This is a genomic window from Massiliimicrobium timonense, assembly GCF_002160865.1.
Taxonomy (GTDB): domain Bacteria; phylum Bacillota_I; class Bacilli_A; order Erysipelotrichales; family Coprobacillaceae; genus Allocoprobacillus.
The window spans coordinates 66,508-88,338 of record NZ_NFLJ01000007.1; the positions used below are offsets into that span (position 1 = coordinate 66,508).

Below are 21,831 nucleotides of genomic sequence, written 5' to 3' on the forward strand. Positions count from 1 at the left end.
CTATGCTTCCTCCTTTCCTTTTGTTTGTGTTTCATAAATTGTACGATAAATTTCACTTGTCTTTAATAGATTTTCATGTGTATCAAAATCATCAATCACACCATCATTTAAAACGATGATACGGTCTGCATTTTGTACACTTGATACACGTTGAGAAATAATAATTTTTGTTGTATCTGGAATACGTTCTTCAAATGACTTTTGAATACTTGCATCAGTTGCTGTATCAACAGCACTTGTTGAATCATCCAAAATCAAAATCTTAGGTTTTTTCAACAACGCCCTAGCAATACATAAACGTTGTTTTTGTCCACCAGAAACGTTTGTTCCACCTTGTTCAATATAAGTGTTATATTTATCTGGAAAATCTTGAATAAAATCATCAGCACAAGCCAGACGACATGCTTCCTGACATTCTTCTAAAGTCGCATTTTCATTACCCCATCTTAAGTTTTGAAGAATCGTTCCACTAAATAAGACATTGTTTTGTAATACAACTGCAACTTCATTTCTTAAAACTTCCAGATCATATTTTCTGACATCTTCACCACCAACAATAACACTTCCTCTATCAACATCATATAGACGGCTGATTAGACTGACAAGTGTACTTTTGGCACTTCCAGTTCCTCCAATAATACCAATCGTTTCCCCAGAATGAATATGAATATCAATATCTCTAAGAACCGGTTCTCCTGTTCCATGTTTGTATGAGAAAGTCACATGATCAAATGTTACAGAACCACTTTTCACTGTTTTTAAAGCATGTTCTGGTGAAACAAGGTCAGATTTTTCATTTAAAACTTCAGCAATACGACGTCCAGAAGCAAATGACATTGTAATCATAACAAATGCCATAGACAACATCATTAATGACATTAAAATATTCATAATATAACTAAATAATGTTGTTAATTCTCCTGTTGTTAAAGTTCCTCCAACAACACTTTTTGCTCCTAACCATGATAAAAGTAAAATACATCCATAGACAGCAGTCATCATAGCTGGATTGTTTAAAGCCAATACAGATTCAGCTTTGACAAATAAACGATAAATATTTTTTGCAGCTCTTTTAAATTTTTCATTTTCATATTTTTCTCTTACAAAAGATTTAACAACACGAATAGCGACAACATTTTCTTGTACACTTTCATTTAAATCATCGTATTTAGGGAATACCTGATTAAAATAACGTGTTGCTGTGACCATGATAAAACCTAAAACAACAATCAAAAATCCCATTGCTCCAACAAAGATTAAACTTAATTCATGATTAATCATAAATGCCATTGTTAAAGCACAAACCAGATTCATTGGTGCACGAATACACATACGAATAATCATCTGGTAAGCTATCTGAACATTTGTCACATCTGTAGTTAAACGTGTAACAAGCCCAGCTGTACTATATTTATCAATATTAGAGAATGAGAAAGACTGAATGTTTGTATACATCCCATCTCTTAAATTGGCAGCAAACCCTGTTGATGCTTTAGCGGCATATTTTCCAGCTAAGAACCCAGTTGATAATGTTCCAATCGCAATAATAAACATAATAAATCCATATTTATAAACTGCGTTGATATCTCTCGCTTCAATTCCTAAATCAATAATTCTAGCCATTAATAAAGGAATCAAAATCTCTAAAATCACTTCGACTACAACAAAGAACATCGTTAAAAAAGAATCTTTTTTATATTGTTTAATTTGTCGCATCAATGTTTTAACAACCATCTTACCACTCCTTTTCTATTATTTATGTAACCAATTCCATATTTAATCATCAGTTGATAAATTACGAATCATCTTATCCGTAATATCCATAAAAATTTCTATTTCCTCAGATGATAAACCATTTGTTAGCTTTTCATGGAGCTGTATCATTGTCTGATTAATCCATTCATGTATTTCCAGACTCTTTTGTGTCAGAACAATCTTCTTTAAACGTCCATCATAATCCACTGGAACACGCTTAATGAGTTTTCTTTTACTCATTAATGTCAGCATTTCAGAAGTCGTTGAACGATTAATAGAAAATTCTTCTTCAATATCCTTTTGAAAAGTGTCTTTTCCCTCACTATCTCTTAATTGAACAAAGCCAATAATCCATGTCTGCATCATTGTTGCTCGATCATGTTGAGGACCAAAATGTTTATCCATATTCCTTTTCATTAAATTACTTAACGTTTTAATGCGATAACCCAAAGGATCCCTAAACACCTCATCACCTCCATAGTTCGGTTACGAACTGTATTATAATATACATTTTTTTTATTGTAAAGAGATAATGATAAAGAAAAGAAGAAAAAACAGAAGAATTTTTCTCCTGTTTTTAGATTATCATTTTTTAAACTGTCACCTTAGCAGTTTGTCCATCTGGTCCTGGTGTTTCATTCAAATATTGAGCGATTTTTTCTCTTGTTTCCTGATTGCTGACAACACAGGCAGAAACTTTTGATGCGTCTCCTTCAACCAAAGCAGTCGCAAAACCAGAACATCCAGGATAACCACAACCACCACAATTAGCACCCGGTAACATTTCTGTTACATCATTGATACGATTGTCTTCTTCTACACGTAAGTATTTATCAGCAACACCTAAGACACATCCAAGTACAGCACCAACGACAAGCAAGGCTAAAATAGCACTAATCTGCATTTTTAACTTCCTCCTTATGATGAGCACTATGATGAGAACATGCAATATTATTGCAGCCTACACATTCACTCATATCTTCACATCCCTCCGGTTTTGGAGTATGTTTATTTAATAAATATGTTCCAATAAAGATGGCGATTAAAATAACCAGCCATAAAATTGCCCAGATTGTCATTAAACAAGACCTGCAATTCCGGCAATAGCACATGCCATAATACCAGCAGTAATTAATGCAATTGGTGTTCCTTTAAAGCTTTCTGGAACGTTTGCGATTTCTAGTCTTTCACGAATTGTTGCAAAAACATAAATAACAATTGTAAAACCAATAGGAACAGCAAGTCCAGCTACCATTGCTTCAATCAATGTATATCCGGCACTGATATTATCTAATGCAACCCCTAATACAGCACAGTTTGTTGTAATTAATGGTAAATAAACACCCATTGATTTATAAATTTCTGGACTTGTTTTCTTTAAGAACATTTCAACAAATTGTACTAAAGATGCAATAACCAAGATAAATGTAATCAAATCCAAATAAGTAATTCCTAATGGAGTTAATACATGATAATACAATAAATATGTGATAATAGATGCTAAAAAGATAACAAATGTTACAGCATATCCCATATTTAACGCATTTTTAGGTTTCTTAGAAACACCTAATAATGGACAAATAGCATAAAATTTGCTTAATACAACGTTATTAACAAACGTTAATCCTATAAATAAACTCACTAATTCCATAAACTATTTGACCTCCGCTTTCTTTGCTTTATTTGCTTTTCTCACTTTTAAGAATTGAATAAATGCAAGAATTGTTCCTAAAGTCATGAATGCTCCAGCAGGTTGAGTAAACAAGCTAATTGCATAATCACTAAAGAAACTGAACTGGAAAATAATCTGACTTGCATCAAATGGATTATATAAAGATAAACCACCAGTTCCAATCAATTCTCTAAAGAATGAAATAATCAATACAGCAAATGTATATCCTAGACCCATTCCTAAAGCATCTAAAATAGAATCTACAACACCATTTTTAGAAGCAAAGCTTTCTGCTCTCCCTAAAATAATACAGTTAACAACAATCAAAGGAATGAAAACACCCAATGATTCATATAAAGCAGGTGTATAAGCATTCATTAACATTTGCACACATTTCACAAGTGTTGCAATAATGACAATAAACACAGGAATTCTAATTTCATTAGGAATGATTTTTCTCAGTAATGAAATAATAAAGTTACTCATCAACAAAACACAAATAACAGCCATTCCCATACCAATTGCATTTGTTAATGACGTTGTAATTGCTAGGGATGAACATAGACCTAACAATAAAACAAAGATTGGATTTTCAGCAAATAATCCTTTTTTAAATACATCAAATTTTTTCATCTATGTCCCCTCCTTATTTAAAATTTTCATTATAGTGCTGTGTTGCCTGTTCAATTCCTTCAATAACAGCTGTTGAAGAAAAAGTTGCACCAGAAATTGTATCAATAGAATCACCAATATTCTTTCCAACAACACTATTAATAAATGATTCACCAGTAATCTGATCACCAATACCTGGTGTTTCACTACTACAATCAAGAATCTGTAATCCTTTATAAGTTCCATCTTTATCTAATGCAATTAAAGTTTTGACTTCGCCACCATATCCTTGAGCAGCAGTTTCATAAATATATCCTACAGGACTTCCACCTTTATCTGCTTCATAAACAGCAGATAATGCATCATAATCAGATAATGAAACATCTAAAGCCTTAAATTCTTCACCACTTGTATAAATCTTTACTAAATTTTCCTTTACACTGGCAATTTTCTGTTCTTGAATAATGGGATCAGTCATGCCATTGACAAATGATAAAGCTCCTCCAGCTAAACCAGCAACAATTGCAAGGAAAACAGTTAATTTTAAAATCTTTTTCATCTTATTTCCCTCCTATTTTGTTTGATCAATGGCTTCTTGAATCGCATTGACAATTCCAGTTGTTGTGACTGTCGCACCAGTAGATGTATCTATTCCAGACACGTCATCCCAGCTTGTTTCACCATTTAAAACATCATCATGGAATGCTTTTGCTTTATCATTCAAGCTTCCACCACTTCCAGATTCAATTAAATCTTTACCAAATCCAGCTGTTTCTCCAGGATATTCAACAACTTCAACCTTTGTCACAGTTTGTTTGGCTTTATCTACAGAAACCTTAACAGTCATTGGGTTGGCATCTCCACCAAATCCTTTTGCAGTTAAAGTATATGTATAAGTATCACCATCTACAACTGGAGCTTTTTGAGCTTGTTCAATCGCACCTTTTATAGCATTGACAATTCCTTTTGCTGTCATTGTTGCTCCTGTAGATGTATCAATTCCATCTACATCACTTGTAGAAAGGCTTCCATTTAAAACTTGATCATAGAATGTTTTCGCTTTGTCATTTAAACTTCCACCACTTCCAGATTCAATTAAATCTTTACCAAATCCAGCTGTTTCTCCAGGATATTCAAGCACTTTTACAGATTCAACTGTTTCTCCATCAATCTTAACAGCGACTTTCATTGGATTAGCTTCTCCACCAAATCCACTGACCTGCATCACATATCCATCATCAGTTGTTTCGAGATATGTCCATTGTACTTTATTGGCTTCTTCTTCAGCCTTTTTCTTTTCTTCTTCCTCTTTTGCTTTTTGAGCTTCGATGGCTTCCTGTTCAGCCGCAGCCACATCATTTTTAATACCAGTACTGATACCAAATACACATGCAATCGCAACTACTAAGCTAATACCAATAGATGCCCATTGTTTTCCAATATTTTGATCCGTTCTACCTAAAACAAATGAATCAATTAATGGTGTTAACATATTCATCATTAAGATTGAGAATAATACACCTTCAGGATAATTCGCTTTTAAACGAATAATCATTGTTAAAAATCCTAAACAGATACCATAAATAATTTTTCCAAGTGGACTCGAAGGTGATGTCACCGGATCAGTTGCCATAAAGACAGCACCAAACATAGCTCCACCTAAACAGAAATGAATCAATGGATAAGTGATTGGATCTAATCCATTTACTAATGCAAAAACTTCACTTAAAACTAAGATTGTTCCCATATATGCTACAGGAATTCTGGCATCGAAAACCTTTCTGGCAGCAAGAACAATACCTAAAACTAAAATTAAAACAATACAAGTTTCACCTAATGCTCCAGCATGATTTCCTGTAAATAAATCCATCAAAGTATAAGAGAAAGTATCTCCTCCTAACCAAGATGTTCCAGATAACATCGTAATCGGTGTTGCTTTTGTAGCCATATCAATTCCATTGACAGTGTCAGGAATATTAGCAACAAGCTGTGCTCCAAAAGCCAAATGAACAACAACACGTCCTACTAAAGCAGGGTTAAAGATATTGTGTCCAAAACCACCATATACAAGTTTTCCAAAGAAAATTGCAATAAATGAACCAATAGCTGTCACATATAATGGTGTTCCAGCAGGTAATGTTAATGTAAAGATAATTGCTGTAACCCATGCAAAACTATTTTTCAAATATGTTAAGGCATTTTCTTTATGAATCAATGCCCAGACAACTTCTGTTGCTAAAGCAACAACAATAGAAACAACATACATCAAAGCAACATGAATTAATGGATCATTTGTTGTATAGTTATAGTAATAATAATATAAAGAATAACCAACAAGCACCAATAAAGCAATCGTTAATTCTCTCATAATACGATGTGTAGAGAGTTTTTGACGATAATTTGGTGATGTTCTTTGTAAAGTAATCTTCATCCGTTTTCAGCCTCCCCCTACGCATTCTTTTTTCTTTGTGCCAGTTGCATACGACGTTTTGCCTTAGCAACCATATCTGTCACTTCAATCTTACTTGGACAGATGTATGTACACATACCGCATTCTACACAACGACCAGTATCTAATTTTTCAATCAATTCTACATTTGCTGCCTTTTCTGCCTGCATAATACGTACTGGCTGTAAATGCATTGGGCAGTGTAATGTACATTCACCACATTTTAAACATGGTAATGGTTGAATATTTTCTTTTTTCATAACAGTGATAGCATTGTTATGAGAATAAATCACAAAAGTATCATTCATAACTGATTTTCCCATCATTGGTCCACCACCAACTAAGAAACCATCACAGTCATCATCAATATATCCACCAATTTTTTCAACAATATAATTGACAGGTGTTCCAATCGCAACATCTACATTCTGTGGATTCTTTAATCCATTACCAGAAAATGTCACAACACGGCGAGTAATCGCTTCACCATTACGAATTCCTTTAGAAAGAGCAATGGCTGTTGATGAGTTATTGACAATGACACCAATTTCAGCTGGTAAACGATCATATTCTTTTTTAAAGACAGTACGTACCAGAACTCTTTCCCATCCCATTGGATAACGATCAGGCACTTCACGTGGTTCGATGTTATCATAATTCTTAGCTTCTTCAACTAACAATTCCATCAAATCAGGTTTGTGTTCTTTAATCGCAATAATTGCTTTTTTAGCACCAGCTGCTTTGATCATATAATGTGCTCCATCAAACAAAGCTTTAATATCTCTTTTCATCGCCACATGGTCACTTGTTAAGAATGGTTCACATTCTACACCATTAATCAAAATTGTTTCAATATTCTGAACATTTTCATATTTCATATATGTTGGAAATCCTGAACCACCTAATCCAACGATTCCCAATTCCTTAATGGCTTTAATCACATCTTCCTGACTCATATGATCAGGATCAGCAACTTCATATGCTTTTACTCTTTCATCTTTATGATCATTTTCAATCACAATATGATTTTGTAAACGCTTTGAAGCATGCATACGTTTTTCTATTCCCTTCACTGTTCCAGAAACTGGAGAATAAATTGGAACATACATACTCTTACGAGTCGCTAATTTTGTTCCAATACAGACATGATCTCCTTCTTTGACATGAACATCAAAATCTGTTGCAACTCCTAAAACAAGGGGAACATAAATAACGTCAGGTGTATCGATAGTCAAAATAGGTTTATCTTTAGTTAAGCCTTTTTGTCCATCTAATTTGACTTTTCCTTTTCCAGATAAAATAGACATTATATCCCTCCATATCTTTAAAATACTCATATAGTATAGCATTTTTTTATACGTTTGAAAATAGAATTGTCGTTGATGTTCACAAAATGTTCACAAAAAAAGTTCCTCTTTTGAGAAACTATTTTCGAACTAAACTCACAATTGTATCAAATTTGGCAGAATATGGATATGTATCTAATGGAACCATCTTGTCAATTCGATAATATTTATCCAATTCCTCTAAATCTTTTGCTAAAGCAGAAGGATGATCGCTGACATAGATAATATGTTTAACTTTCGATAATATAAAACTTTGCTTCATCGCATCACTTAATTGAGAAGTTCTTACAATGACTTCATCAAAATGTTGTTTTTTACATTGATGAATAACAGCTTCATGAACATCTTGACAAATCCATTGAACATGTGTCCTTCCTAAAAACTTCGCATTATCTTTTGCATCTTTGATGTGATAATTCTTTTCATCCACAGCAACAATATTCTGTTTTAATGAAAGTTCTAATAAACCTATCCCACAATTTAAAGATAAAATCTTTGAATCATCATCCAATAAGGAACGTATCAACTCCAGTTTTCTTTTCTCCATTTCTGGGTAAACTGGAAATTCAGATTTAACAGAATAAAGATATTTTTGACCAAAACATTCAAAAGGTAAATAAGATTGACCATAAACCTTTTTATAACCCTGCATTTCAAATTGTTGATAACGTGTTGTATTGATTGTATACCAGACACTTTTGACTTGTGGTATTTGACTAACAGCTTCAATCACTTCTGGTTTCAAACCATCCTGCCCCGTCACAAATAAAACTTGTAATTGTCCATCAATATGACGGATACGCATAAAACGCAATCCCTTTTTCACTTTATCATTGTAATCTCTCACTTGATGAAGATGTAAAATATCTTCAATTTGTTGAATACTTGTATTGATTGTCTGATCTTGCATGGCACATTCATTCATTAAAGTTAAATACTTTGTTTCACGTTGAAAAATACCAGCATAAATTTTTCCTTTAAAGTAAGTCATAGGCAATGATACAACTTGACGATAATGTTGTGTCAAGGGTGCTTTTATAGTCTTTTGAATAGGTAAGTGCTCAACATCAAAATGAGTATATTTTTTTAAAGCATCTTTTAATAAACCTTTTTTAAAATTCAAATGTTGACTATAGTCTAATGTTGTTAAAGCACAACCTTGACAATTTTTATATTCCTTACAAAAGGATGGTTGACGATACTTTGATTTTTCAATGTATTTCTTAACTACACCTTTTAAAAATTGACGTGTTTCCTGTACAATCTCCACATCAACAATTTCACCTGGCAAAGCATCTTGAATAAAACATATTTTCTTATGTATATATCCAATTCCTTCCCCATTAATTCCCAATTTCTTTATTTCTACTCTTTCTTTTCTCATCAGAGATCCTCCTGAAATATAATATATTTGTGATATACATGCCAACATAGAAAAACTCGGCAGTCCAGTTAAAAACAAACAAAACAATGACAATGGAAGCTAAAGGTCCATATACAGATTGATAATCCGCAATCTGAAGATAAAAACTTAACGCATAGTACAAAATCAATAATAAGACACTAGCAATCAATGCTCCTTGAAAAGCATCACTATAATGAATTTTCATTCTGGGTACAATCATATAAATGCCAGTTAAACAAAAACAGATTAAAACATACAACAAAATATGACGGATTCCTGCATAGGAATATAAAAAGTTAAAAATATAAGCTAACGGTCCAATCGCAGTAATCGCAATAACTCCAATCAACAACAATAATAAATAAATAGTGATCTTAATCGTATAAACATAAAACCCTAAGATACTTTCTTCAGTTTCAGGTTGATACATACGTTTACTGATTTCATAAATATTGCCAATACCTCTTGAAACTGTATATATAGATACCAGAATTGTCACTAAGGCAACTGTATTAAAAGAACGTGATTCCAATATTTCAATCAACATCTGTGCATATTCCTTAACAACAAACTGCTCTATAATATTTTGGAGTACAGTCATATCAATATTAAAAAGTGATGTTCCTATCGCAATTAATGTAAAAGCCGGAATTAACAACAACAATAAATAAAATGATAATGCGGCAGCAGCATATGGTGGTATAGCAGTGCGATAGTCATCATATATAATTGTACAGCGCTCATAGAATTCTCTCATTTGATCCTCCACCAATAAGAAAGGAAAAACATTAATCCTGCTTTTCCTCTCCTTTCTTTTCCTCATCTTCTAAAATCTTTTTTAAATGCAACAATACAATCCTATTTTTATCAATTTCTTTAATTGTCATTTCAACATTATCAATTATAATCGTCTGATTCATTTCAGGACTTCCATTACATTCTCCCAAAACCAGTCCACCTATTGATTCAAAATCTTCTGAATCAAAATTTGTTTCACAGACATCATTAACTTCATCAATATTTAAACTTCCATCAATCAAAAATTCACCATGACCTAAATTTACAATAGACTGTTCAAACTCATCATATTCATCATCAATTTCTCCAACAATTTCTTCTACAATATCTTCTAAAGTCACAATACCACTCATCACTCCATATTCATCTAAAACAACAGCCAGAGAAATATGATCTTTACGCATAGCTTCAAAAACATCTGAAATTTGATTAAATTCATAAACAAAATATGTATCACGCATGATTTTTGTTACATCGAAATCAATGCGATTAATATCATATAAAAATAAATCTTTAATATAAAGAACCCCTATAATTTCATCATATGAATCATTATGAACCGGCATTCTGGAAAATTGTGATTCTCTGAATGCTGCAATCACTTCATCATAAGTTGTATCTGAAGAAATACTTTCCACATGAATTCTTGGAGTCATAACTTCCTTAATTTCAGTATCACCAAATTCAAAAACATTATGAATCATTTCTTTTTCTTCATCTTCCAATACCCCTTCTTCATGTGATACTGTCACAATCGTTTTTAAATCTTCTTCTGTCATGGTTGGACCTTTATTGGCATCGCCCCCAAACAAACGAACAAAAAAGCCAGAAACAACATTTAAAACAGCGACTACAGGAGTAAAAATAATAATAATCAACTTAATAAAACGACATACTCCAAATGCAATAGATTCTGCATTTTGCGTTGCTAAAGATTTAGGTGTAATTTCACCAAAAATCAAAATAACCAATGTGACAACCCCAGTTGCTATAGCAACACCGGTTCCATCATTTCCCAGTAAACTAATCACAAAAGACGTTGTCAATGAAGAAGCCGCAATATTAACCAGATTATTTCCAACCAGTACTGAACTTAATAAACGTGTCTGATTTTCTAATAATGATTGAATAAGAATGGCTTTCTTATTATTTTCTTCTGCCAATGTTTTTACTCTTATTTTATTAATAGACATAAATGCTGTTTCACTCATTGAAAAAAGAGCAGATAAAGATATAAGCACAATAAAAGCAAAAATCATAGCTATCTGACTCGAGTCCATTTTCTAACATATCTCCTTTTTATCACATAAATTTCCTAAATATTACTATAAAATAATCAAATTGTCAAACTTCCCTTTTGTCCCTATCAATCTTTATTATTTTTCTTTTGCATGAAGTTCATCCATTCTTGATGTTGTTTTTTTCTTTGCACAAGAAACAAAATAGGAAAAACAATACTACTACTTGCAATAATCCCTAAAAATGACATAATCAATGTCTGATTAATGATTTCCATATGCACATTCACACTCCACGTTTTTTATTATAACAAAAAAAGTACACCTATGATAGATGTACTGAATAATTTATTATAATAATGATTGATATAAAGCTTTGATTTCTTCAACACTTGTATCACGAGGATTTCCTGGACAACATGCATCAGCCAATGCACTTTCGCTTAAGAAATCCAAATCTTCAGCTTTCACAATATCTTTTAAATCAGCTGGAATACCAACATCTTTAGATAATTGTTTGACTGCATCAATTGCAGCTTGACGATATTCATCTTGATTCATACCTGTTGTATCAACACCCATAGCCTGAGCAATATCTTTATATTTTTCTCCAGTATATGGTGCATTGTATTCCATAACTGTAGGTAAAATAATCGCATTAGCCACACCATGAGGTGTATCATATAATGCTCCTAGAGGATGAGCCATACTGTGAACCAAACCTAAACCAACATTAGAGAATCCCATACCAGCAATATATTGACCTAAAGCCATACCTTCTCTACCTTCTGGTGTATTTTCAACAGCCCCTCTTAAGTTTTTCGCAATGATTTCAATTGCTTTTAAATGGAACATATCACTCATTTCCCATGCCCCTTTAGTGATATATCCTTCAATCGCATGAGTTAAAGCATCCATACCTGTTGCAGCAGTTAAACCTTTAGGCATTGAAGCCATCATATCTGGATCAACAAATGCAACAACTGGGATATCATGAACATCGACACATACCATTTTTCTATCTTTTTGTGCATCAGTAATAACATAGTTGATAGTGACTTCAGCAGCTGTACCAGCAGTTGTAGGAACGGCAAAGATTGGTGTACAAGGATTTTTCGTATCAGCCACACCTTCCAAACTTCTGACATCTGAAAATTCTGGATTACGATCAATAATACCAATCGCTTTTGCTGTATCCATTGATGATCCACCACCAATAGCAATAATATAATCAGCTTTTGCATTATGCAATGCTTCTACACCATGTTGTACATTTTCAATTGTTGGATTGGCTTTAATATCTGAATAGATTTCATAAACTAATCCTGCTTCATCTAATAAATCCGTTACTTTTTTTGTCACTCCAAATTGAATTAAGTCTGGATCAGAACAAACCAATGCTTTTTGAAAACCTCTTGCTTTTGCTTCAGTAACAATTTCATTGATTGCTCCTTTTCCATGATAACTTGTTTCATTTAATACAAATCTGTTTGCCATTTTTATTACATCTCCTTTTTGAACTGTCTTTATTTTAGCATTCTTGTGAAAATAAAAACAAGTGACAAATTCCCCTATCTGTCACATTTTATATCTTTCTCATTTTATCATTCATAAAAGCAAATGGAAAGTTAGCTTGACATACAAGATTACTCTGCTATAATAAAAGTATGGAAAGTTTGCTTTCCATAGAAAAGAGGAATATTTTGAAAAACAGATTAGAAGAATTACGAAAACAAAAAGGTATCAAGCAAGAAGATTTAGCTGCAGCACTAGAAGTATCTCGTCAGACAATAGGCTCGTTAGAAAACGGACGATACAACCCCTCTATTCTCTTAGCTTTTAAAATTGCAAGATATTTCAACATGCATATTGAAGATATCTTTATCTATGAGGAGGAACAAAAATGAAATATGAAGAACTGTTATCTCAAGAAGAAAGAAATGAACTCAAAAATATAACAATAGAGAAAAAAAGGCGAAAGAAACATATGGTTAGATCATTTAGCTAAAGCCAGAGCTTACGAATTGATGATGTGGCTTTATACTATATCTATCACTTTACTTGCTTTCTTTCATATTATAAGTTTAATAGCCTTTTTATCTTGCTTGGTTTTTTTATTGTTTGTCAAATATATTTTATCCTAAGACTATGGCTATACCATAAACACTTTTGAATAGTATAAATATTCTATAAATATTTTTAAAAAGGAAAGAAGATACAAATGAAAAATAAATATCAAATTTGGTACATTGGTTATATCATTTCAATATTATTAATTCTTATTATTCTATTAACGGATTTTCCTCAAATGGTTGACATTGGACTCGCTGTATTGTTTAGTGTTATTTTTAGCGTTTCTCATGTTCAAATATTACACAACAAGATGATGAAAAATGATAATGATTATAAAATCAATGTCATGGACGAACGTCATATCATGATCAAAGAAAAAACAGGAAATATCACAAATATGGTTAATACCACATTATTAGCTTTCGCAACCATTATATTTATTTGTCTTGATTACATCATTCCAGCCATTATAACTGGTCTAATCATCACAATTCAGCCCTTTATACTCATTACTATCAGCACAATGCTTGAAAAAAAGTTATAGGAATCATATAAAAAAGAAAGCTCATCCAAACAATCTGTTTGATGTGAGCTTTTTTCAATATCTCATTAAAGATCAGATAAAAGTTGTTCTAATTGAGGTGGCAAAGCCGCAATTAATAAATCTGCCATGTCTTCCGGTGTCTTCTTCATTCCAGATACTGCCCATTGCACTGTCATTGTAATAGAACCATGACAATACATTTCTAATAAGAACATGATGTCATCAGGAATTGGTCCTATTTTTTTACGAATAATATTTTGATAAAACTCTAAAATACATTGATAATCATAATTTTCAATATTATTATAATCTTTTGATTGAAAAGCTTGTATAAAAAAGATTTTATCATTCAATAAAAAAGTAAATTTCTTGATTAATCCTTCCCGTAAAGTTGAAGAATTACCAATCTGACGAAATGACTTATCTGCCAGTTTTTCAAAATACCAGTTAACCAGATCATATTTATCTTTAAAATAACGATAGAAAGTCTGCCTTGTCATGCCACTATGTTTCACAATATCAGTGACTGTCATTTTATCTAATGATTGTTTCGCCATTAAATCTTTAATACTTTGTGCAAACAAATAACGTGTTGAATCGTGTTCATTCATGTATTCCACCTCTATTTTTATTATAAAAGAAACAGTTCGTCTAAACAAGCCCAAACATTCACACAATATTCTTATTGTCATATGACTTGAAATTTGTTAGAATATGTGCATTAGGAGGCATCAAAATATGAATTTTATTAAAAAGTTTGCTAAAGAAATCAGTGTCTTTGGACTCGTACTGTTGATATTCTTAGGACTCTTTATATACCGTCAGGCAACATTTAAAGATTATAAAACCATATCTGAAAGTCGATTAACTCAAATGATGAAAGATCAAGAAGATTTTGTTGTTGTTTTAGGTGATTCTACTGACTCAACAATGATGAGCTATCAGGAAATCATGACAACTTATACAACAAAAAATCGTTCAACACCTTTCTATTATTTAGATACATCTGAAATTAAAGATATTGATAGTTATGTAGAAAAAACATTTGATACAAATGTCAGTTATCCTGCAACTTTTGTCATTAAAGATGGAAAAGTAGTTGCTAAAAAAGAAGGTTATAATCAATATTATTCTTTATATGATTTCATCAAAGAAAATTTCAAATAAAAAATCCCAACTTGGGATTTTTTTACTTTTGATAAATTCTTTCTACACGTTCACTAACTAAACAAACAATTTCATAAGGAATCGTTGATAATTCCTTAGCCATACGTGCTAATGATATATGTTCACCAAAGATTTCCACACGATCATGCAGATGAACATTTTCATCAACTTTAACCATCATCTGATCCATACAGATTCTTCCAACAATTGGATAATAATGCCCTGCAATATAGACTTGTCTACCTTGATTCGCACGAATCAATCCATCAGCATATCCAATTGGCAATGTCGCAATATATTCATCTTCTAAAGCAGTATAAGTATGTCCATAACCAATACGTTCACCTTTTTTGACTTTTTTAATCATGGCTACACGAGTATATAAAGACATCACCTGTTTTAATTCGTCACATTCTTCACCTGATGGATCAATCCCATACATCGCAATACCAATGCGTCCTAAATTAGAGCGTTCGTCATGATGATACATCATGGCAGCTGAATTTTGACAATGAATATATCGAAATGTATGATTGCCAATCACATCATAGAACATCTCGATTTGACGATGATAAGCTTCTTTTTGTAAAGGATCATCAGCTGTCGCAAAATGTGTAAAAACACCATCTACCTGAAAAATAGAATTTTGACAATGAGATAAAATATCTTCAAATTCCTTTTTTGATTTAATACCTATACGATTCATTCCCGTATCAATCTTAATATGCACTTTCACTGGTTGATGGTGATGATATAATCTTTGAATTTCATCCATATAATCTTTTGAAAACAAAGATAATGTAATATCATAACGAATAACCAAATCCAAATCTTCAATAGGAATCGCTCCTAAAACAAGGATATCTTGTTGAATCCCAATATTTCTTAAATCAATAGCTTCTTTCAATGTAGCTACACCAAACATTGAAATATGTGGATTATCTTTTAAAACATTCGCAACCTGTTGATAACCATGTCCATAAGCATTGGCTTTAATAATAGCCATGAATGGTTTATGAACTTTTTGATATAATGTTTCAACATTATCTTGTATATAATCTAAACGAATACAGGCATAAGTATCACGATAATGTGTCACATTTCCACCCCTTTTCAATGCTTTAGTATAATCCATCATCTCTTTTTTTTCAAGAAAAAATAGGGTTTTCCCCTATTTCACCTGTGATGACTGCATACTTGATAAAACAGCCAATTTTTCTTGTGTTGTTAAATCATTGGAATAAAGTGAACAAACAACCCCCGAAGAAATGTATGTCATCTGTTGATCATTTTCAAAAGCCACACCATCAATCATATCAATCATATGTCCATCAATCGTTTCAGTTTGAAAATCGTCATTATCTTTTGAGGTTTTTTCAATAATCGTAAAAGATTTATCACCTGTAAATTTTAAGATATGATTGATTTCATCATCAATTGTTGAAACTTTTTCATTTTCTAGTGTAGACCCCATCAAAGAAACCGGATAAAGTGGTAAAGAAGCTGCTACACTATCAGGATATTGTGTTTTAGCCGTTTTCATAATATTCTGTTGTAAAAAATCATCCTTTTTCATCTCTTGATTCATTTCAAATGAAGTTACTTCTACCTTAATCACTTCAACCCCATCCTGATCAAAGACACTAATATAAACAGGTTTCAAATCTTTATCAAATTTAACTTCCTGACTTTTTACACGCCCATCATTTTCATAAGTCATTGCCCCTTGTACCAAATAACCGTCTTTCACTTTTTCTGATGAATTATCTTTTAAAAATGTAATTAAAGACTGATAGATGTAAGGCTTTGGTGAATTATCAGGCCATTCACTTTGAAATTGAAAAGCTTGATTTAATGAGGGTGTTAAAACAAAAACACCTTCATCATTTCTGACAATGACTTGTGACTGATTTAAGGATTTATCATAAAGTTCAACCTTATAATAATGTTTTTCATCAATGTGTGCATAAGTAGATGTGACTTGATATGATTTTAATTCATCATTTTCTAACATTTCCATATTTCCAATCAATTGATAGCTTTGACACTTACTGGCTTCTTTAATTAAATCATCAAGTGATGATGACTTAAAGAAAAATATCCCAGTACCTACAACAATCACCGCAACAACAATGATGATTGTTAAAATGACTTTTTTATTCATAATTCTTCCTCCTCATCACATTTTATGATGTGACTATTTTTTTATGAATAAAGTTGAAAGTCTTGGTTATAATATCATTAGGAGGATAGATAAATGAATATGATACAGAAAATTGCTTTAGTTTTTACCATTATTGGTGCAATCAACTGGGGACTCATAGGCCTCTTTAATTTTAATTTAGTGGAAGCTATTTTTGGCGATGCCCTTTTAAGTGCCATTATTTATATGATTGTTGGTATTGCTGGTATTATTAATATTATGTTATTATTTACTGATTTAGATCAGTAAAAAAAGACTGTAACGAACAAATAGCCTTATGACTTTTTATTCGTTCAGTCTTTTTTATTGAAAATCACTCACTTGTCCAGTTTTTAAAGCAATTCTTTTACGATTTTTGACTAACGATAACATCGGTAAATCTGATGTGGAATCAGAATAAGCAATAGAATGTTCAAAATCTATTTCCATGTTCTTTGATTTTAAATAATTGAGGATACGTGGAACTTTTTCTTGACCTTTACAGTTTAAACCAACTATCTGACTTGTGCCATGTTTTGTTTTTGTGCCTAACAAAACATCACAAGGTAATTGCTGATATTGCATATAAGCTTCACATGAAGCTGTACATATAATCACAACATATCCTTGATGTTTTTCCTGCTCCATTTGTTTAACTATATGTGAATAATAACTAGGAATAACTTCCTGTTGATAGAATGTTTTTAGCTGTGCATCCGTCATATAATCTAAAGGAAATAATAGAGCTGATTTGGCTTTTTCAAAACTGACCACATGAAGTAAATATAATCCATAGTAGAAAGCAACCTTAAAGAAATAAAAACAATGGATGGGATGCTTTTTTAAATCATATTTTAACAAACGGACAATCGAATCACCAGAAGCAATCGTATTATCAAAATCATACAGAGCAACACGCTGCAGCATTAAGCAATCTCCAATGCGATTTCCATCATTGTTGTAAAAGTTTGTTCTCTTTCTTTAGCTGTTGTTTCTTCTTGTGTCACTAAAGAATCAGAAACAGTCAGCAATGTAAGAGCTTTTTTTCCTAAATAAGCTGCTGTCGCAAATAAAGCATAAGATTCCATTTCGACACCTAGACATCCCATAGATGCCCATTTCTTACCAGAATCTTGATCTGCATGATAGAAAATATCTGAAGCAATCACATTTCCAACATGATATGTCGCATTTTTCAACTTAGCCTGTTCAACAGCTTTTTCTAATAAATCATAGGAACTAATCGCTGAATAAGTTCCAGGCAGTTCAAACTGATGAGCAAAATTACTATCCGTACAAGAACCCTGTACAATAATAATATCTCTTAAATGAACATCTTTTTGTAAAGAACCACATGAACCAATACGAATAATGGCTTCTACATCATATTGTGTAAAAAGTTCATGTGAATAAATACCGATAGATGGCTGTCCCATTCCTGAACCCATAATAGATACTTGTTTACCATGATAATATCCTGTATATCCAAACATATTTCTCACAGCATTAAATTGATGAACATCTTCCAAATAATGTTCTGCTAAAAATTTTGCACGTAAAGGATCTCCAGGCATTAAGACTGTTTTTGCAATTTCTCCTTTTTGTGCTTGATTATGTGGTGTTGACATCAAAATCATCCTCCTTCGTGAAATGTCTGACCTTCTTTAAAAAAATATACTTCATGATTACCAACTGATAATTCTTCACCTGCTAAAGCTTGTTGAACCATTGTTAAAAACATCTGATCTTCTCCCATTTGATAGCCAACCAAAGCAAAATAACCATCTAAAACAATAAATGGAACACTTCCCGATTGATCATTAACAACATAATCTTCTAATAAATGACATGTTTTCGCATAAGCCTCTAATGAAGATTCTTCATCAATATCCATTTGAATAATATCCATTCGATTTCCATATGCTGCTTCTAATTCAGGAATCACAACTTGTATAAATGAACGACAATGTGGACATGTTTTCGCATAATAAACATACAGATAATATTGTGGATGTCTTTGACAGCCACTGAGAAAAATAAAAAATACAAGTAATAACTTTTTCATTAATGATTGAAATAAGAAAAACGTAATCCACTTAACTCATCACTTAAAGCCTTTCCTTCAACAGCCTTTTGAATATCGTCAACAATATATGTTTCATCGCCTGAAGTATATCCTACTTTTGCAAAATATCCTTCTATCGCATACATCGGTCCCATTCCATAAAGGGACTGATCAAATTGATATAACTGATCAATCACATCTTCATAAACAGCTTGTGTTGTGTCATCATCTAAATCATATTGTTGAATTGTCAAAGAATCACCAAATGTTTCTTCAAGATAAGGAATGGCTGTTTCCTTAAATGATTGACATTCTGAGCATGTTTCAATATAAAAATAAAGCATTGTGACAGGTTGAGATAATGTTATTTTTTGAATGGAAGGTCTGTCATTTTGACACCCCCATAATAACATCATTGATAATATAAATAATATTTTCTTCTTCATTCTTTTCTCCTTCATCTTGTATTATAAACTATTCCTTAAAGATTGTATACTATCGAATAAAAACTTTTCTTTAATTTTGTTGCAAAAAAATAATTTTAATAATATAATAATGTTAAGGAGGAGGATATGAATGAACTTTGAATGGTCAACAAATGATATAGCAACTATGACTGTTACCATTTATGAAACAAACTTAACTTTAAATAAAGCAGCATGTGTTCATTTTGAAGACGTCAATTATGTGCTTTTAGGGATTGATAGAGAAGCAAGGCAAATTGGTATTAAGCCTGTAACAAAGCAGGAAATTGATGAAAATATTTACCCAAAGAGTCAATTGCATCGTATTTCACTTGGAAAAAGTTATGGAAGAATTTCTAACAAATCATTTGTATTAGACCTCAGTGAAGAATTTGGTTTAGATTTTTCAAAACAACAGTGTTATAAGTTAAAGGCAACTTATGATATTGTTCATACTATGATGATTATTCAATTATAATTGAAAGGAGAATGCGAACCATGTCAACAACACTTATTTGGACAATTGTTCTTGTCATTGCAGTGATTGTAGAAGCCATAACAATTGATCTGGTCAGTATCTGGTTTGGAATTGGGGCTATCGGTGCTTTGATTTGTGATTTTTTAGGCATTCATGAAGTAGTTCAGGTCATTGTATTTGCAGCTATTTCCATCATCTGTATTCTCGTTACCAGACCTCTGGCTAAAAAATATTTAAGAGGAAACACAGTCAAAACAAATTTGGATAGAATAATTGGAAAACACTGTCTTGTGACAGAAGTCATTACGGCCGATCAAAAAGGTGAAGTCAAAGTGATGGGAAATCTTTGGGCAGCTACAAGCCTCAATAATGTGACAATTCCAGCAGGTGAATATGCTGAAGTTGTGTCTATTGAAGGTTCTCATGTCGTTGTGAAAAAATTAGATAAAGGAGAGGATATTTCATGTTAGATAGTATTTTTAATTATTTATGGATTATTTTACTATTAATATTGATTGTTGTAATTATTGCCAAAACAATTCGTATCATACCTCAATCTTATGCTTACGTTGTAGAAAGAATTGGGGCTTATAATCGTACTTGTACAGTAGGATTGCATATTATGATTCCATTATTAGATCGTATTGCTAATAAAGTGTCTTTAAAAGAACAGGTTCTGGATTTTGCACCACAACCTGTTATTACAAAAGACAATGTCACAATGCAAATTGATACTGTTGTCTATTTTCAAATTACTGATCCTAAACTATTTACTTATGGTGTTGTCAGACCATTAAATGCTATTGAAACACTGACTGCTACAACTTTACGTAATATTATTGGTGATCTAGAACTTGATGAAACATTAACTTCAAGAGATATCATTAATTCAAGAATGCGTTCTATCTTAGATGAAGCGACTGATCCTTGGGGTATTAAAATTCATCGTGTTGAAGTGAAAAACATCATTCCACCACGTGATATTCAAGAAGCTATGGAAAAACAAATGCGTGCTGAACGTGAAAGACGTGAAGCTATCTTACAGGCCGAAGGTAAAAAGACAGCGGCTATCTTGACTGCTGAAGGTAAAAAGGAATCTATGATTCTTGAAGCAACAGCTGAAAAAGAAGCACAAATTGCACGTGCTGAAGGGGAAGCTGAAGCCTTAAGACTTGTTTATGAAGCACAGGCAAAAGGTATTGAATATATTAATAGTTCTCAACCTCAACAGGCATATATTACATTAGAAGGATTTAAAGCATTAGAAAACTTAGCAAAAGGTGAATCAACAAAGATTATTATTCCAACTGATTTACAAGGAATGGCAGGAGCTGTCACATCAATTGCTGAAATTGTAAAAGATCCTAAAAATAGAGTAGAGGGAAGAAATTAATCTTCGCCCCTCTCATTGCACCGTACGTACGGGTCTCGTATACGGCGCTACATTTATATGTTAATACAACCTATCTTAGATAGTATGCGAGGGGATTGACCAAACCAGGTCTTTCCTCTTTTCTTATGGCTAGAATATCCGCATTAAGTAAGAAGTTAACTACATTCCCATTTGCTTGTCTATATAGTCC

The 21,831-nt window shown here is 32.1% G+C and carries 28 protein-coding genes; 7 read left to right on the forward strand and 21 right to left on the reverse strand.

Annotated elements, in window-relative coordinates:
- The 14 genes from B5E75_RS03510 to fucO all read right to left on the reverse strand — a co-directional run bounded on the left by B5E75_RS03510 (position 1) and on the right by fucO (position 12,772).
- The gene (locus B5E75_RS03510) at positions 1 to 1,734 is read right to left on the reverse strand and encodes an ABC transporter ATP-binding protein (protein ID WP_087357398.1); all 1,734 of its coding nucleotides are present in this window, start codon (positions 1,732 to 1,734) and stop codon (positions 1 to 3) included.
- A 42-nt stretch (positions 1,735 to 1,776) separates the two neighbouring features.
- On the reverse strand, positions 1,777 to 2,220 hold the full coding sequence (locus B5E75_RS03515) for a MarR family winged helix-turn-helix transcriptional regulator (protein WP_087357399.1): 444 nt from the start codon (positions 2,218 to 2,220) through the stop codon (positions 1,777 to 1,779).
- A gap of 127 nt (positions 2,221 to 2,347) precedes the next feature.
- Positions 2,348 to 2,659: an RnfABCDGE type electron transport complex subunit B gene (locus tag B5E75_RS03520; RefSeq protein ID WP_087357400.1), complete on the reverse strand. Its 312-nt coding sequence runs from the start codon at positions 2,657 to 2,659 to the stop codon at positions 2,348 to 2,350.
- Entirely contained in the window at positions 2,649 to 2,834 is a 186-nt protein-coding gene (locus B5E75_RS03525) for a hypothetical protein (protein ID WP_087357401.1), read from the reverse strand. The genes B5E75_RS03520 and B5E75_RS03525 overlap by 11 nt, the downstream gene beginning before the upstream one ends.
- Entirely contained in the window at positions 2,834 to 3,406 is a 573-nt protein-coding gene (locus B5E75_RS03530) for an electron transport complex protein RnfA (RefSeq protein ID WP_087357402.1), read from the reverse strand. Before B5E75_RS03530 ends, B5E75_RS03525 begins: the two co-directional genes overlap by 1 nt.
- A gap of 3 nt (positions 3,407 to 3,409) precedes the next feature.
- A complete protein-coding gene (gene rsxE, locus B5E75_RS03535; protein WP_087357403.1) occupies positions 3,410 to 4,060 on the reverse strand; it encodes an electron transport complex subunit RsxE in 651 nt (216 codons plus the stop codon).
- A gap of 13 nt (positions 4,061 to 4,073) precedes the next feature.
- Positions 4,074 to 4,598, reverse strand: a complete 525-nt coding sequence (locus B5E75_RS03540) for an RnfABCDGE type electron transport complex subunit G (protein ID WP_087357404.1) — start codon at positions 4,596 to 4,598, stop codon at positions 4,074 to 4,076.
- A 12-nt stretch (positions 4,599 to 4,610) separates the two neighbouring features.
- A complete protein-coding gene (locus tag B5E75_RS03545) occupies positions 4,611 to 6,470 on the reverse strand; it encodes an RnfABCDGE type electron transport complex subunit D (RefSeq protein ID WP_087357405.1) in 1,860 nt (619 codons plus the stop codon).
- Positions 6,471 to 6,487: 17 nt separating this feature from the next.
- Positions 6,488 to 7,795, reverse strand: coding sequence for an RnfABCDGE type electron transport complex subunit C (locus tag B5E75_RS03550; protein ID WP_087357406.1), 1,308 nt, complete (start codon positions 7,793 to 7,795; stop codon positions 6,488 to 6,490).
- A 118-nt stretch (positions 7,796 to 7,913) separates the two neighbouring features.
- Positions 7,914 to 9,218, reverse strand: a complete 1,305-nt coding sequence (gene rlmD, locus B5E75_RS03555; protein WP_087357407.1) for a 23S rRNA (uracil(1939)-C(5))-methyltransferase RlmD — start codon at positions 9,216 to 9,218, stop codon at positions 7,914 to 7,916.
- A complete protein-coding gene (locus tag B5E75_RS03560; RefSeq protein ID WP_087357408.1) occupies positions 9,178 to 9,996 on the reverse strand; it encodes a YihY/virulence factor BrkB family protein in 819 nt (272 codons plus the stop codon). Before B5E75_RS03560 ends, rlmD begins: the two co-directional genes overlap by 41 nt.
- Before the next feature lie 31 nt (positions 9,997 to 10,027).
- Entirely contained in the window at positions 10,028 to 11,317 is a 1,290-nt protein-coding gene (locus B5E75_RS03565; protein ID WP_087357409.1) for a hemolysin family protein, read from the reverse strand.
- An 86-nt stretch (positions 11,318 to 11,403) separates the two neighbouring features.
- Positions 11,404 to 11,553, reverse strand: a complete 150-nt coding sequence (locus tag B5E75_RS14700; protein ID WP_164483532.1) for a hypothetical protein — start codon at positions 11,551 to 11,553, stop codon at positions 11,404 to 11,406.
- Positions 11,554 to 11,626: 73 nt separating this feature from the next.
- Positions 11,627 to 12,772 carry a lactaldehyde reductase gene (gene fucO, locus B5E75_RS03570; protein ID WP_087357410.1) on the reverse strand — a complete coding sequence of 382 codons (1,146 nt, stop codon included), beginning with the start codon at positions 12,770 to 12,772 and terminating at the stop codon, positions 11,627 to 11,629.
- A gap of 206 nt (positions 12,773 to 12,978) precedes the next feature.
- Here fucO and B5E75_RS03575 point away from each other — a divergent pair, with 206 nt between their 5' ends.
- Together B5E75_RS03575 and B5E75_RS03585 are read left to right on the forward strand one after the other, a co-directional pair.
- Positions 12,979 to 13,182 (forward strand): helix-turn-helix transcriptional regulator, encoded by a 204-nt coding sequence (locus tag B5E75_RS03575; protein ID WP_087357411.1) that lies wholly within the window; start codon positions 12,979 to 12,981, stop codon positions 13,180 to 13,182.
- A 314-nt stretch (positions 13,183 to 13,496) separates the two neighbouring features.
- Positions 13,497 to 13,892, forward strand: coding sequence for a hypothetical protein (locus B5E75_RS03585; RefSeq protein ID WP_087357412.1), 396 nt, complete (start codon positions 13,497 to 13,499; stop codon positions 13,890 to 13,892).
- 65 nt (positions 13,893 to 13,957) lie between these two features.
- On the opposite strand, the gene B5E75_RS03590 is transcribed toward B5E75_RS03585, so the two are convergent.
- Positions 13,958 to 14,503 (reverse strand): TetR/AcrR family transcriptional regulator C-terminal domain-containing protein, encoded by a 546-nt coding sequence (locus B5E75_RS03590; protein ID WP_087357413.1) that lies wholly within the window; start codon positions 14,501 to 14,503, stop codon positions 13,958 to 13,960.
- 127 nt (positions 14,504 to 14,630) lie between these two features.
- Here B5E75_RS03590 and B5E75_RS03595 point away from each other — a divergent pair, with 127 nt between their 5' ends.
- Positions 14,631 to 15,059, forward strand: coding sequence for a monothiol bacilliredoxin BrxC family protein (locus tag B5E75_RS03595; protein WP_087357414.1), 429 nt, complete (start codon positions 14,631 to 14,633; stop codon positions 15,057 to 15,059).
- 22 nt (positions 15,060 to 15,081) lie between these two features.
- On the opposite strand, the gene alr is transcribed toward B5E75_RS03595, so the two are convergent.
- Entirely contained in the window at positions 15,082 to 16,194 is a 1,113-nt protein-coding gene (alr, locus tag B5E75_RS03600; protein WP_239480043.1) for an alanine racemase, read from the reverse strand.
- 36 nt (positions 16,195 to 16,230) lie between these two features.
- The gene (locus tag B5E75_RS03605) at positions 16,231 to 17,223 is read right to left on the reverse strand and encodes a LolA family protein (RefSeq protein ID WP_087357415.1); all 993 of its coding nucleotides are present in this window, start codon (positions 17,221 to 17,223) and stop codon (positions 16,231 to 16,233) included.
- A gap of 93 nt (positions 17,224 to 17,316) precedes the next feature.
- On the opposite strand from B5E75_RS03605, the gene B5E75_RS03610 reads away from it, so the two are divergent.
- The gene (locus tag B5E75_RS03610) at positions 17,317 to 17,511 is read left to right on the forward strand and encodes a DUF378 domain-containing protein (RefSeq protein ID WP_087357416.1); all 195 of its coding nucleotides are present in this window, start codon (positions 17,317 to 17,319) and stop codon (positions 17,509 to 17,511) included.
- 54 nt (positions 17,512 to 17,565) lie between these two features.
- On the opposite strand, the gene B5E75_RS03615 is transcribed toward B5E75_RS03610, so the two are convergent.
- The 4 genes from B5E75_RS03615 to B5E75_RS03630 are packed head-to-tail and all read right to left on the reverse strand — an operon-like array spanning position 17,566 to position 19,752.
- A complete protein-coding gene (locus tag B5E75_RS03615) occupies positions 17,566 to 18,168 on the reverse strand; it encodes an HAD family hydrolase (RefSeq protein ID WP_087357417.1) in 603 nt (200 codons plus the stop codon).
- Complete coding sequence (gene deoD, locus B5E75_RS03620) at positions 18,168 to 18,869, reverse strand: purine-nucleoside phosphorylase (RefSeq protein WP_087357418.1); 702 nt, start codon at positions 18,867 to 18,869, stop codon at positions 18,168 to 18,170. The genes B5E75_RS03615 and deoD overlap by 1 nt, the downstream gene beginning before the upstream one ends.
- A 5-nt stretch (positions 18,870 to 18,874) precedes the next feature.
- Positions 18,875 to 19,306: a YbbN family protein gene (locus B5E75_RS03625; RefSeq protein WP_087357419.1), complete on the reverse strand. Its 432-nt coding sequence runs from the start codon at positions 19,304 to 19,306 to the stop codon at positions 18,875 to 18,877.
- Positions 19,306 to 19,752, reverse strand: coding sequence for a hypothetical protein (locus tag B5E75_RS03630; protein WP_087357420.1), 447 nt, complete (start codon positions 19,750 to 19,752; stop codon positions 19,306 to 19,308). Before B5E75_RS03630 ends, B5E75_RS03625 begins: the two co-directional genes overlap by 1 nt.
- Positions 19,753 to 19,882: 130 nt before the next feature.
- On the opposite strand from B5E75_RS03630, the gene B5E75_RS03635 reads away from it, so the two are divergent.
- The 3 genes from B5E75_RS03635 to B5E75_RS03645 are packed head-to-tail and all read left to right on the forward strand — an operon-like array spanning position 19,883 to position 21,641.
- Entirely contained in the window at positions 19,883 to 20,248 is a 366-nt protein-coding gene (locus B5E75_RS03635) for a hypothetical protein (protein WP_087357421.1), read from the forward strand.
- 20 nt (positions 20,249 to 20,268) lie between these two features.
- Positions 20,269 to 20,718: an NfeD family protein gene (locus B5E75_RS03640; protein WP_087357422.1), complete on the forward strand. Its 450-nt coding sequence runs from the start codon at positions 20,269 to 20,271 to the stop codon at positions 20,716 to 20,718.
- On the forward strand, positions 20,712 to 21,641 hold the full coding sequence (locus B5E75_RS03645) for an SPFH domain-containing protein (protein WP_087357423.1): 930 nt from the start codon (positions 20,712 to 20,714) through the stop codon (positions 21,639 to 21,641). Before B5E75_RS03640 ends, B5E75_RS03645 begins: the two co-directional genes overlap by 7 nt.
- Positions 21,642 to 21,831: the final 190 nt, after the last annotated feature.